The organism is Catellatospora tritici (genome assembly GCF_019083965.1).
GTDB classification, from domain to species: Bacteria; Actinomycetota; Actinomycetes; order Mycobacteriales; family Micromonosporaceae; genus Catellatospora; species Catellatospora tritici.
Genome location: NZ_JAHRCY010000010.1, coordinates 231342 through 243783 on the forward strand (window position 1 = coordinate 231342; position 12442 = coordinate 243783).

Below are 12442 nucleotides of genomic sequence, written 5' to 3' on the forward strand. Positions count from 1 at the left end.
CTAGTTGCTGACGCCGACCGGTTCCGGCTCCGCCGGGGCCGGGGTGCGGCTGGGCAGGGCGGGCAGGCCCGCGCCGCGGCGCAGCAGGATCCAGGCGAGGGGCAGGACGATCAGCAGGGCCAGCGCGATCCCGCCGACGGCCTGGGTGCTCGCGCCCAGCAGCTTGGCGCCGCTGGCGACCAGCACCACGGTGAGCGCGCCGCGGATGAGGCCCGCGGGGGCGCGGGTGGAGATGGCGGCGCCGAGCAGCACACCGGGCACGGCTCCGGCGACGAGGGTGGCCGTGAGCCCGAGCTTGAAGTCGCCGAACAGCAGGTGGGCCAAGGCGGCGGAGGCGACCAGCGGGACGGCCTGGACCAGGTCGGTGCCGACCAGGCGGTGCGGGTGCAGACGCGGGTAGAGCGCCATCAGCGCGATCACGATGAGGGAGCCGGAGCCGACCGAGGTCACGCCGACCACCAGGCCGCCTATCATTCCGACCAAAACCGTCGGAATTATGCGTACACGAACAGGAGCGTGGTCGTCCGCGACGACCTCCGCGAGTCCGGCGGCGGCGCGGCCCTGCGTCCGGATGCCCAGGTAGACCTTGATGATCAGGCCGGAGGCGGCCAGCAGCAGCGCGCCGCCGAGCGCGTACTGAATGGTCTGCTCCAGGCCGTCGCCCTTCATCCCGCGGGCGATGAACACCCCGGCGAAGGCGGCCGGGATGCTGCCCGCGCACAGCCAGCCGACCAGGGCCTTGTCGACGGTGCCGCGGCGCAGGTGCACGGCGCCGCCGAACGGCTTCATGATCGCGCTGGCGACGAGGTCGCTGGAGACGGCGGCCAGCGGGGCCACCCCGAACACGAGCACCAGCAGCGGCGTCATCAGCGCGCCGCCGCCCATGCCGGTGAGCCCGACGATGACGCCGACGACGAAGCCGCCCACCCCGACCCAGAGATCCATCAGAAGACCGTACCTGTGACCGGGGGATATGTCGTGTGTCGGGTGCGGTCATCTCACGGGGCGGTCGGCTCATCCCGATTTGTGGTCGCCGAGAGTGACAGGTGGGGCTGGTGGGTTCAGGCCAGCACGGTCGGCCGCGGGCGGGGTTGTCCGGGGCGTGCACCGCCGGTCGCGCAGGGGGGTCTCGCGGCGGGAGGGGAGGGCGGCCGGCGCGGCGGCGCCATCGCCCAGCAGGGCCTCCTCGGCGTCGTCCAGGAATGACAGGTCGGCGCTCACGTGGCGGCCGCATGTTGGCGGAGGAGTAGACCATGACCGCGCTGACGCCCACCGGCGCGAGTGTCGCCGTCACCGGGCCGACCAAGCGGTTCCGCACCGGCGGTGTCGAGATCACCGCTGCGAACGGGCTGAGCCTGCAGCTCGCGCCTGGTGCGCTGGTGGCGGTCACCGGACCGTCCGGATCGGGCAAGTCCACGCTGCCGCACCTGATCGGGGAGCCGCCCGAGCCGACCCTGGCCCGCGCCAACAGTCTGCGGCCGTGAGCCCACCGTCGCGGTGCCGCCGGTGAGCACCGGGGCGGTGGCGGGAAAGCCGGAAAAGTGGGACGGTCGGGGTGCGGTCAGCAGTCCGGAAACTAGGATGAGGATGATCGTTCAGATCGAACCTACGGCCCTGCCGGCGAGCCGCGGCCCGTGGCGCGCAGCGAGGCGCACCCGATCCCGGCTGCCTGGCGCTGAGGAGTCTTCAGCATGACAGCAGCAGCACAGATCGGTGTGACCGGGCTCGCCGTGATGGGCGCCAACCTGGCCCGCAACCTGGCCCGCAACGGATACACGGTGGCGGTGCACAACCGCACCCGGTCCCGCACCGACGCCCTGATCGAGCAGCACGGCGACGAGGGCACCTTCGTGGCCGCCGAGACGCTGCAGGACCTCGTCGACGCGCTGGAGCGCCCGCGCCGCGTCCTGATCATGGTCAAGGCCGGCAAGCCGGTCGACGACGTGATCGAGGAGCTGGTCCCGCTGCTCGACACCGACGACATCATCATCGACGCGGGTAACTCGCTCTATCACGACACCCGCCGCCGCGAGGCCGCGCTGGCCACCAAGGGCCTGCACTTCGTGGGCGTGGGAGTGTCCGGTGGCGAGGAGGGCGCGCTCAAGGGCCCGTCCATCATGCCGGGCGGTTCGAAGAAGTCGTACGAGTCGCTCGGGCCGATGCTGGAGAAGATCTCCGCGCACGTCGACGGGCAGCCCTGCTGCTCCTGGATCGGCACCGACGGTGCCGGCCACTTCGTCAAGATGGTCCACAACGGCATCGAGTATGCCGACATGCAGGTCATCGGCGAGGCCTACGACCTGCTGCGCTCCGGCGCCGGCATCGAGCCCGGCGAGCAGGCGAAGATCTTCGCCGAGTGGAACAAGGGCGACCTGTCCTCGTTCCTGATCGAGATCACCGCCGAGGTGCTCGGCCACGTCGACGCGAAGACCGGCAAGCCGTTCATCGACGTCGTCGTCGACCAGGCGGGCCAGAAGGGCACCGGCGGCTGGACCGTCATCGCCGCGCTGGAGCTGGGCTCGCCGGTCACCGGCATCGCCGAGTCGGTCTTCGCCCGCTCGCTGTCCTCGCAGTCGGCGCAGCGCCCGGTGGCGCGGCAGGTGCTGGCCGGGCACGAGGCGAAGGTGGAGCTGTCCGACACGTTCGTCGAGGATGTGCGCCAGGCGCTGTACGCGTCCAAGCTGGTCAGCTACGCCCAGGGCCTGGACATGCTGGTGTCGGCGTCCAAGGAGTACGGCTGGGACCTGAACCTGGCCGCGATCGCCTCGCTGTGGCGCGGCGGCTGCATCATCCGGGCCTCGCTGCTGCGCGACATCACCGACGCGTACTCCGGCGACAACCCGCCCGCGAACCTGCTGCTCGCCCCGGCGTTCGCCAAGGCGATCGGCGACGCCGTCCCGGCGTGGCGGCGCGTGGTGGCCACGGCCGCGCAGTTGGGCATCCCGGCGCCGGTGTTCTCCTCGTCGCTGGCCTACTACGACGGCCTGCGCCGCGACCGCCTGCCCGCCGCGCTGACCCAGGGCCTGCGCGACCTGTTCGGCGCGCACACCTACAAGCGGGTCGACACCGACGGCGTGTTCCACACCCTGTGGGCCACCGACGACAAGGCCGAGGTCGAGCAGGACTGAGCGGGAAACCACCCGGCGGTCGGACCCGGTCCGGCCGCCGGGTGGTCTCCCGGCTCACTGCGGCACCGGCAGCCCCAACTGCGGGGCGATCTCCTTCAGCTCCGCGATGTGCGTCGCGATGGCCGCGACCGCCTTGTTGGCCAGGGCCACGGCCTGCGGGTGCTGACCCGACTTGACCTCGTTCTGGGCGGCCTGCAGCGCCTGCTGGTGACCGGCCACGTTCGTGTTGAACCACTGCTGGTCGAAGGCGGCGCCGTTCAGCAGGCCCAGCTTCTGGATCGCCAACTGCTGCTGCTCGTTGGGCAGGTTCGGCAGGCTCACCTTGAGCTGCTGTGCGACCTGTTGGAGTTCGTCGTCCAGCGTCTGGTGGCCCTTGGCGAAGTCGGCGGCAAGCTGCTTCACCTGCGGCGACTCGGCGTTGTTGGCGGCCATCTTGCCGAACGCGATCTCGGTCAGATTCACCTGGTGCAATGAATTCAGCCAGTCCTGGTCCTGGTCCACCGCCGCCGAGGCGGGCGCCTGCGCGGCGACCACCGCCAGCGCGAGTGCGGCGACGAGCAGGTACATCCGTCGCATGATCTTCACGGCCGTTCCCCCTCCGAGCCGGGCATCCGCGACGCGGAATGCTCCGTCCTACCCGTTCCCGAGCCCCGACCAGGCAAAACATTGGCGCCCCGCCCTCCCCACCGGGCGGACGGGGCACCAACGCGGGATCAGCGCAGCGCCTCGCTCAGCGCGTCGCGTACGCGCTCGGCGATGGCGGTCGGTGGCCCCTGGGTCGGGCTGGCCGGGGCGATCCGTTCGGCGGCGCGCGCGGCCGAGGCGAGGCTCGCCAGCTGTTCGCGTGGCATGGCCTCGCGCAGGTAGCCGAACTCCTCGTCCTCCTCCAGCTCGGCGTGCTCGATCACGGCGTCGCGCAGCTCGGCCAGGCGGGTCTCGAACTCCGGATGGTCGACACCCATCTCGTACAGCTCGGACAGGTCCTCGGTCGCCTGCTCCTCCTCCTGCACCCGGGACTCGATCAGGTCCGGTCCGTCGGGCAGGCGGCGCTGTGCCATCGGGTGCACCAGCTGCTGCTCGATCGTCTCGTGGATGGCGATCAGCCGGGTGAGCTGCTGGAAGGTCTCCTGCCGGTGGGTCGCCCCCGCCTTGCCGACCAGCGCGAACAGCGCCTTGATCTGCTCGTGGTGCGCCAACAGCACGTCGATGATGTCCTCGTGCTCGATCGCCTGCCCGGACACCGCGATCTCGTCGACGCGCGAGCGCTGCTCGGTGCGGCCGGCGGTGCTCCTGGTGCTGTCGATCTCGGTATGGCTGCTGGTCCCAGCGTGGCTGCCGGTCTTCGCGTGGGTGGTGCTCTTCTTGGCGGTCGGCGCGGTGGCCGTGCCGCCGGCGGTGCTCTTCTTGCCGGTGGGGATGCTGCTGCCGGTGGTCGTCGCCTGGTCCGAGCGCATCGTTTTGACGGTGGAGACCAGCTCCGCCTTGCGCATGCCGGACGTGCCGGTGACGCCGTGGTCCTTGAGCCAGCCCCGCAGCTCGGTGACGCTCATCGTGGCGATGTCGCCGGGCGCGCCCGTCGCGTCGCCTTCCGAGTGGCTCGTGGGACGGCGCGTGCCGCCGGACGGGGCGTCGCTGCTGTGTTCAACCATGGCGCTTGCCTTTCTCCTGTCGGGCGTCCTTCCCCATCCTGGTGTAATCACCCAGCTCACGGGCCTGAACGCAGAACTGCGCCCCGAGTGACTCTCCCCGCCGCCCGGCCCCGCCCGCCGGTCTTTCCCAAGGCGTCGGCCTATCCCGCCCTTACGCGTAATGGGCGGCGTTCGTCCAAGGACTGGGTCGTGTGGTGGTCTTTTAGATGGGTATGGGAGTTTGTGGCGGCACAGGGGGAGAACAGAAGGTTTGCGGCGACCGGGAGCGGGAAGGGGAATGGTGAATCCGTACCAACCATCCCGAGGGGGTGCAACATGACCACAGCTCAGCTGGTTCGTGACGTCATGACTGTCAACCCGGTGTGCCTGCCGGACACCGCCAGCCTGATGGAGGCGGCCGAGCAGATGTCCCAGCGCAACATCGGCGACGTGCTCGTGCTCGACGCCGACGGCCGTCTGGAGGGCATCGTCACCGACCGCGACATCGTGGTGCGGGGGCTCGCCGGTGGGCGTGAACCCAGCACCGTGCACCTGCATGACATCGTCAGCGACCGCCTGGTCATGGTCGGTGCCGACGAGCCGGTGACCGCGGCGGTGGACCTCATGCGCGAGCACGCGCTGCGCCGCCTGCCGGTGACCGCCGACGGACGGGCCGTGGGCATCGTGTCGCTGGGTGATCTGGCCGTCGACCGCGACCCCAACTCGGCCCTGGCCGACATCAGCGACGCCCCGCCCAGTCGCTGACGGCACCGAGCGCCCGGCGGCCGGACAGGGCGGCCGGGCGCCGGTCGATCGGGAACCTGTGGCGATGACACACCGTCGAGCCGTGCCATAGGTTCATGATCGACGCGGAGGTGGGCGGGGGTGGGGGCGGCGCTGCGGGTTAGGCTGCGCGGCGTGAGGTTTGTCGACGGCGGTGCCTGGTGAGCGCCACGCTGGTGGTCCGGGGCCTGGCGGCCGGTCACGGCGAGCGGGTGCTTTTCAGTGATCTCGACCTGGTGGTGGCCCCGGGTGACGTGATCGGTCTGGTCGGGGTCAACGGCGCGGGCAAGTCGACGCTGCTGCGGCTGCTGGCGGGGCTGGCTCCGGCTGAGGCCGGGTCGATGGTGCTGAACCCGCCGACGGCCAACGTCGGCCACCTGCCCCAGGAGCCCGAGCGCCGGATCGGGGAGTCGGTGCGTGACTTCCTGGAGCGCCGGACCGGGGTGAGCGCGGCGCAGCGGGAGCTGGACGCGGCCGCCGAGGCGCTGGCCGAAGGCACGCCCGGCGCCGACGACCGCTACAACGAGGCGCTGGAGCGGTGGCTCGCGCTCGGCGGCGCGGACCTGCCCGAGCGTGCCGAGGCGGTCGCGGCCGAACTGGGCCTGGACGTCGATCTCGACCACCCGATGACCTCGCTGTCCGGCGGCCAGGCCGCGCGGGCGGGCATGGCCTCGCTGCTGCTCAGCCGGTATGACATCTTCCTGCTGGACGAGCCCACCAACGATCTCGACCTGGCGGGCCTGGAGCGGCTGGAGCGCTTCGTCACCGAGCTGCGGGCCGGGACGGTCCTGGTCAGTCACGACCGCGAGTTCCTGACCCGGGTCGTCAACAAGGTGCTGGAGCTGGACCTGCACCAGCAGCAGGTGCGCCTGTACGGCGGCGGCTACCTGCCCTACCTGCAGGAGCGCGAGATCGCCCGCCAGCACGCCCGCGACGACTACGAGGAGTACGCCGACACGAAGTCCGCGCTGGAGGCGCGGGCCCGGCTGCAGCGCTCGTGGATGGAGAAGGGCGTGAAGAACGCCCGGCGCAAGGCCAGTGACAACGACAAGATCGGCCGCGCCTTCCGGACCGAGTCGACCGAGAAGCAGGCCGCCAAGGCCCGCCAGACCGAGCGGCTGATCGAGCGACTGGAGGAGGTCGAGGAGCCGCGCAAGGAGTGGCAGCTGCGCATGGAGATCGCCGCCGCGCCGCGCTCGGGCGCGGTGGTGGCCACGCTCAACGCCGCCGTCGTCGAGCAGGGCGCCTTCACGCTCGGACCGGTGGACCTGCGCATCGACTGGGCGGACCGGGTCGCGATCACCGGCCCGAACGGCTCCGGCAAGTCGACGCTGCTACGGGCGCTGCTGGGCCGGGCGCCGCTGGCGTCCGGGCACGCCTCGCTCGGGCCGGGCGTGGTGGTCGGCGAGGTCGACCAGGCGCGCAACCGCTTCCTGGGCGCCGAGCGGCTGCTGGACGCCTTCGAGGCGGAGGTGCCGCAGCTGAACCCGGCCGACGTGCGGACACTGCTGGCGAAGTTCGGGCTGCGCGCGGCGCACGTGATGCGCCCGGCCGCGACGCTTTCGCCCGGCGAGCGCACCCGGGCGGCGCTGGCGCTGCTGCAGGCGCGCGGGGTGAACCTGCTGGTGCTCGACGAGCCCACCAACCACCTGGACCTGCCGGCGATCGAGCAGCTGGAGTCGGCGCTGGAGTCGTACCAGGGGACGCTGTTGCTGGTCACCCACGATCGGCAGATGCTGCAGGCGGTGCGGACCGATCGGCTGCTGACGGTCGAGTCGGGCCGGGTCACCGTGGCCTGAAAACGATCCCTACTTCCCGGAAACCGGCACAATCACAGCATTTTTGAAGTTGCCCGGCGGCCGCGGGCACCAGATGCTGTGCGTACGTGCGCCGCCCGAGGCGGTGTGGTCGCGCAGTCCGTCGGATCGACGGGCGCGTTTTCTGGGCAGAGTTAACGCATTCGACGCAGTCGGCGCTTCACGCTGCCCCTGGCCCGTGCGTAATCTCATCGATAATCATCACTATCGGCGGTGATGAATGGAACGAAGGGGTTTCGCTGTGTCCGTCGGACGTCTGCCCGAGTTGACCACCACGCTGTTCCGGCTGGTCCTGGGCCTTTTGTTCACCCTGCACGGAGCGTCGTCGCTGTTCGGCGCCTTCGGTGGGGCCCGTGGCACCGGCCGCGCGGTCGAGTTCGCCGTCTGGCCCGGCTGGTGGGCCGCACTGATCCAGTTCGTCGGCGGGTTGCTGGTCGTGGCCGGTCTCGGCACCCGGGTGGCCGCGCTGATCTGCTCTGGCTCGATGGCCTACGCCTACTTCGTGGTGCACCAGCCCATGTCCCTGCTGCCGCTCAACAACGGCGGCGAGCTCGCGGCCATGTTCTGCTGGTCGTTCCTGCTGATCGCGGTGCTTGGCCCCGGTGCCTGGTCGCTGGACGCGCTGCTGTTCCGGCGGTCCAGGACCGACGCCCGCCAGACCGCCTGACCGACCGCGAAGCCCCGGTCACCTGATCCGGTGACCGGGGCTTCCGTATCCCCAGGGTGGGGGGCCTGGTGGGGAAATCGGTTGCGGAGTGAGTGCTCACTCATTTAGTGTCTCGGCCGTGAACGACGCCTCCCCCAGGCGCCGAGTGGCACCCCTGGCCCCCGAAGAGCGGCGGACCGCGATCATCGCGGCCACGCTGCCCCTGCTGCGTGCCGAAGGTCTGCACGTCAGCACCCGTCGGATCGCCGAATGCGCCGGTGTGGCCGAGGGCACGCTGTTCCGCGTGTTCCCGGACAAGGCCGCGCTGCTGGCGGCCGCGTTGGCGCACGCCTTCGACCACGCCCCCACGGTCGCGGCGCTGCGCGCCCTGGGCGGCGTGCCCGATCTGCGCTTCCGGCTCAAGACGGCGGTCAAGGTTCTCGCCGCGCGGTTCCGCGACAACATGCCGCTGATGATCGCGATGCGCAGCAGCGGTCTACCCCCGGGTGTGCACCTGCCCGACTCGCGCGACGGCTTCACGCGCGTGGTCGACGCGTTGGCCGAGCTGATCGCTCCCGATCAGCACCGGCTGCGGCTGCCCGCCGACACCGTCGCCTCCATGATCACTTCGATGATCATGTTCAGTAACCGAACCGACAATCTGCCCGTCGAGGAAGTCGTGAACGCGGTCCTCGACGGAGTGCTGTATCCCGAAGTCAAGGAAGAGCCCGCATGCTGATCCGACTCGTACGCCGCCATCTGCGGCCGTACCGGCAACAAATCTCCCTGGTGGTGCTGCTGCAACTGGTGCAGACCATCGCCACCCTCTACCTGCCCACCCTCAACGCCGACATCATCGACAAAGGCGTGGTCAAGGGCGACACCGGCTACATCCTGCGCATCGGCGCGCTGATGCTCGCGGTGTCGCTGGTGCAGATCATCTGCTCCACCGGCGCGGTGTACTACGGCGCGCAGACGTCGATGGCCCTGGGCCGCGACATCCGGGCCGCGATCTTCGCCCGGGTGCAGGACTTCTCCGCGCGCGAGGTCGGCCACTTCGGCCCGCCGTCGTTGATCACCCGCACCACCAACGACGTGCAGCAGGTCCAGATGCTGGCCCTGATGACGTTCACGATGATGGTCTCCGCGCCGATCATGATGGTCGGCGGCATCATCCTGGCCCTCAACCTCGACCTGCAGCTGTCCGGGCTGCTGCTGGCGGTCATCCCGGCCCTGGTGCTGGGCATCGGCGCCATCGTCATCCGGATGCGCCCGCTGTTCCGGATGATGCAGGTCAACATCGACAGCGTCAACCGGGTCATGCGCGAGCAGATCACCGGCATCCGGGTCATCCGGGCGTTCGTCCGCGACAAGCGCGAGCAGGAGCGCTTCGCCGAGGCCAACGCGGACCTGACCAAGGTGTCGCTGGCCGTCGGCAAGCTGATGGCGTCGATGTTCCCGCTGGTCATGCTCATCATCAACATCTCGACGGTGGCCGTGCTGTGGTTCGGCGCGCACCGCATCGACAGCGACGGGATGCAGGTCGGCGCGCTGACGGCGTTCCTCAGCTACCTGATGCAGATCCTGATGGCGGTCATGATGGCCACCTTCATGTTCGTCATGATCCCGCGGGCCGAGGTGTGCGCCGAGCGCATCGAGGAGGTGCTCGGCACCGAGCCCAGCGTCGTCCCGCCCGCCGCGCCGCGGCAGCTCGACGGCGGCGTACGTGGGCACCTGGAGCTGCGCGACGTCGAGTTCAGCTACCCCGGCGCCGAGGAGCCGGTGCTGCGCAACATCGACCTGATCGCCCGGCCGGGCGAGACGACCGCCATCATCGGCAGTACCGGCAGCGGCAAGTCCACCCTGCTCAACCTGGTGCCGCGGCTGTTCGACGCCACCGACGGGCAGGTGCTCGTCGATGACGTGAACGTGCGCGAGCTCGACCCGCAGGCGCTGTCGCGGGCGGTCGGCTTCGTGCCCCAGAAGCCGTACCTGTTCTCCGGGACGATCGCCAGCAACCTGCGCTATGGCAAGGCCGACGCCACCGACGAGGAGCTGTGGCAGGCGCTGGAGACGGCGCAGGCCCGCGACTTCGTCGAGGCCATGCCCGAGCAGCTCGACGCCCCGATCGCCCAGGGCGGCACCAACGTCTCCGGCGGCCAGCGCCAGCGCCTGGCGATCGCCCGCGCCCTGGTCGCCCGCCCGGAGATCTACCTGTTCGACGACTCCTTCTCGGCGCTGGACTACGCCACCGACGCCGCGCTGCGCACGGCGCTGGCCCGTGAGACGTCCGAGTCGACCGTGGTGATCGTGGCCCAGCGGGTCAACACCATCCGCGATGCCGACCGCATCGTCGTGCTCGACGACGGGCAGGTCGTGGGGACCGGCACCCACACCGAACTCATGCACAGCAACGTCACCTACCGGGAGATCGTGCTGTCCCAGCTCACCGAGGAGGAAGCGCGATGACGGCCCCCGCTCCCCGCCGCGACAGCAATCCCCGCTTCGGCCCGGCCGCGATGATGGCCGGTCCGTCGATGACCAAGCCGCTGAAGTTCAAGGAGTCCAGCCGCCGTCTGCTGCGGCTGCTCAACCCGTACCGGGCGCTGGTGTGGGTGGCGGTGGCGCTGGGTGTCACCGGCGTCGGCCTGGCCGTGGTCGGCCCGAAGATCCTCGGCCACGCCACCAACATCATCTTCGAGGGCGTGGTCGGCAAGAGTCTGCCGCCGGGCGTCAGCAAGACCGACGTGGTGGCCGGGCTGCGCGCCCAGGGCCACGGCAACATCGCCGACATGGTCGCGGCGATGAACGTGGTCCCCGGCAAGGGCATCGACTTCGACGCCGTCGGCCGGGTGCTGCTGGTGGCGCTGTGCGTCTACGCCGCCGCCTCGCTGTTCTCGCTGTTCCAGTTCCGGCTCATCACCACCGTGGTGCAGCGGGCCGTCTACAACCTGCGCGAGCAGGTCGAGCACAAGCTGTCGCGGCTGCCGTTGAGCTACTTCGACGGCCAGCAGCGCGGCGAGGTGCTGAGCAGGGCGACCAACGACATCGACAACGTCGCGCAGACCATGCAGCAGTCGTTCAGCCAGCTGATGAACTCGGTGCTCACCATCGTCGGCGTGCTGGCGATGATGGTCTGGATCTCGCCGCTGCTGGCGGTGATCGCCCTGGTCACCGTGCCGCTGTCGGTGTTCGTGACGATGCGGATCGGCAAGAAGGCCCAGCCGCAGTTCATCGCCCAGTGGGGCGTGACCGGCAAGCTCAACGGGCACATCGAGGAGATGTACACCGGGCACTCGCTGGTGAAGGTGTTCGGGCGACAGGCCGAGGCGGCCGAGCAGTTCCGCGAACACAACGAGGCGCTGTACACGGCGGGCTTCAAGGCGCAGTTCATCTCCGGGCTGATCCAGCCCGCGATGTTCTTCATCGGCAACGTGAACTACGTGCTGGTCGCCGTCGTCGGCGCGCTGCGGGTGGCCTCGGGTTCGCTGTCGCTGGGCGACGTGCAGGCGTTCATCCAGTACTCGCGCCAGTTCAGCCAGCCGCTGAGCCAGGTGGCGGCCATGTCCAACCTGGTGCAGTCGGGCGTGGCCTCGGCCGAGCGGGTGTTCGAGCTGCTCGACGCCGCCGAGCAGAGCCCCGAGCCGGTCCCGGCCGCCACGGTCGACCCGGTGCGCGGGCAGGTGAGCTTCGAGCACGTGTCGTTCTCATACTCCCCGGACAAGCCGCTGATCACCGACCTGTCGCTGACCGTCGAGCCCGGCCAGACGGTGGCCATCGTCGGCCCGACCGGCGCGGGCAAGACCACGCTGGTCAACCTGCTGATGCGCTTCTACGACGTCAACGGCGGCCGGATCACCCTGGACGGCGTCGACGTCAACACGATGACCCGCGAGGACCTGCGCTCGAAGATGGGCATGGTGCTGCAGGACACCTGGCTGTTCGGCGGCACCATCGCCGACAACATCGCGTACGGCGCGCACCAGCCGAGCCAGGAGCAGATCGTGGCGGCGGCGAAGGCGACGCACGTCGACCGGTTCGTGCGTACGCTGCCCAACGGCTACGACACGGTCCTGGACGAGGAGGGGACCAACGTCAGCGCCGGTGAGCGGCAGCTGCTCACCATCGCGCGGGCGTTCCTGGCCGAGCCGAGCATCCTCATCCTCGACGAGGCCACCAGCTCGGTCGACACCCGCACCGAGGTGCTGATCCAGCGGGCGCTGGGCTCGCTGCGGCAGGGGCGCACCAGCTTCGTCATCGCGCACCGGCTCTCCACGATCCGCAACGCCGACGTGATCCTGGTGATGGAGCACGGCTCGATCGTCGAGCACGGCTCGCACGACAAGCTGATCGCCGCCGGTGGCGCGTACGCCCGCCTCTACGAGGCGCAGTTCGCCGCCGCGGTCACCGAGTAGCCGACCGCACCCTGGCGCCGGTCGG

11 protein-coding genes are annotated in these 12442 nt (G+C 70.3%); 8 read left to right on the plus strand and 3 right to left on the minus strand.

All coding sequences use genetic code 11. From position 1 onward, the window contains the following. Window positions 1-945 carry a sulfite exporter TauE/SafE family protein gene (locus KUA19_RS23660; RefSeq protein WP_217399050.1) on the minus strand — a complete coding sequence of 315 codons (945 nt, stop codon included), beginning with the start codon at window positions 943-945 and terminating at the stop codon, window positions 1-3. Window positions 946-1253: 308 nt separating this feature from the next. Between KUA19_RS23660 and KUA19_RS44025 the strand changes: the two genes are divergently transcribed. Continuing rightward, window positions 1254-1484, plus strand: coding sequence for an ATP-binding cassette domain-containing protein (locus KUA19_RS44025; protein WP_217399052.1), 231 nt, complete (start codon window positions 1254-1256; stop codon window positions 1482-1484). Between the two features lie 207 nt (window positions 1485-1691). Beyond that, entirely contained in the window at window positions 1692-3128 is a 1437-nt protein-coding gene (gene gnd / locus KUA19_RS23670; protein ID WP_217399054.1) for an NADP-dependent phosphogluconate dehydrogenase, read from the plus strand. A gap of 54 nt (window positions 3129-3182) precedes the next feature. Here the strand turns inward: gnd and KUA19_RS23675 are convergent, their stop codons facing one another. Next, window positions 3183-3704, minus strand: coding sequence for a DUF4142 domain-containing protein (locus tag KUA19_RS23675; protein ID WP_254550024.1), 522 nt, complete (start codon window positions 3702-3704; stop codon window positions 3183-3185). 137 nt (window positions 3705-3841) lie between these two features. Further along, window positions 3842-4777 (minus strand): hemerythrin domain-containing protein, encoded by a 936-nt coding sequence (locus KUA19_RS23680; RefSeq protein ID WP_217399058.1) that lies wholly within the window; start codon window positions 4775-4777, stop codon window positions 3842-3844. Between the two features lie 315 nt (window positions 4778-5092). Between KUA19_RS23680 and KUA19_RS23685 the strand changes: the two genes are divergently transcribed. The 6 genes from KUA19_RS23685 (at window position 5093) to KUA19_RS23710 (ending at window position 12417) form a co-directional block, all read left to right on the plus strand. Continuing rightward, window positions 5093-5521 (plus strand): CBS domain-containing protein, encoded by a 429-nt coding sequence (locus KUA19_RS23685; protein ID WP_254549961.1) that lies wholly within the window; start codon window positions 5093-5095, stop codon window positions 5519-5521. Window positions 5522-5700: 179 nt separating this feature from the next. After that, a complete protein-coding gene (locus KUA19_RS23690) occupies window positions 5701-7338 on the plus strand; it encodes an ABC-F family ATP-binding cassette domain-containing protein (RefSeq protein WP_217399060.1) in 1638 nt (545 codons plus the stop codon). Between the two features lie 259 nt (window positions 7339-7597). Next, window positions 7598-8023, plus strand: coding sequence for a DoxX family protein (locus KUA19_RS23695; RefSeq protein ID WP_308167604.1), 426 nt, complete (start codon window positions 7598-7600; stop codon window positions 8021-8023). A gap of 88 nt (window positions 8024-8111) precedes the next feature. Next, window positions 8112-8741 (plus strand): TetR/AcrR family transcriptional regulator, encoded by a 630-nt coding sequence (locus tag KUA19_RS23700; RefSeq protein ID WP_217399064.1) that lies wholly within the window; start codon window positions 8112-8114, stop codon window positions 8739-8741. Further along, window positions 8735-10471: an ABC transporter ATP-binding protein gene (locus tag KUA19_RS23705; RefSeq protein ID WP_217399066.1), complete on the plus strand. Its 1737-nt coding sequence runs from the start codon at window positions 8735-8737 to the stop codon at window positions 10469-10471. The genes KUA19_RS23700 and KUA19_RS23705 overlap by 7 nt, the downstream gene beginning before the upstream one ends. Beyond that, the gene (locus KUA19_RS23710; RefSeq protein WP_254549962.1) at window positions 10468-12417 is read left to right on the plus strand and encodes an ABC transporter ATP-binding protein; all 1950 of its coding nucleotides are present in this window, start codon (window positions 10468-10470) and stop codon (window positions 12415-12417) included. The genes KUA19_RS23705 and KUA19_RS23710 overlap by 4 nt, the downstream gene beginning before the upstream one ends. Window positions 12418-12442: the final 25 nt, after the last annotated feature.

Bases quoted from the DNA above. Each gene is read 5' to 3' on its own strand.
- KUA19_RS23660 (WP_217399050.1), bottom strand. From the start codon at position 945: ATGGATCTCTGGGTCGGGGTGGGCGGCTTCGTCGTCGGCGTCATCGTC.
- KUA19_RS44025 (WP_217399052.1), top strand. From the start codon at position 1,254: ATGACCGCGCTGACGCCCACCGGCGCGAGTGTCGCCGTCACCGGGCCG.
- gnd (WP_217399054.1), top strand. From the start codon at position 1,692: ATGACAGCAGCAGCACAGATCGGTGTGACCGGGCTCGCCGTGATGGGC.
- KUA19_RS23675 (WP_254550024.1), bottom strand. From the start codon at position 3,704: ATGCGACGGATGTACCTGCTCGTCGCCGCACTCGCGCTGGCGGTGGTC.
- KUA19_RS23680 (WP_217399058.1), bottom strand. From the start codon at position 4,777: ATGGTTGAACACAGCAGCGACGCCCCGTCCGGCGGCACGCGCCGTCCC.
- KUA19_RS23685 (WP_254549961.1), top strand. From the start codon at position 5,093: ATGACCACAGCTCAGCTGGTTCGTGACGTCATGACTGTCAACCCGGTG.
- KUA19_RS23705 (WP_217399066.1), top strand. From the start codon at position 8,735: ATGCTGATCCGACTCGTACGCCGCCATCTGCGGCCGTACCGGCAACAA.
- KUA19_RS23710 (WP_254549962.1), top strand. From the start codon at position 10,468: ATGACGGCCCCCGCTCCCCGCCGCGACAGCAATCCCCGCTTCGGCCCG.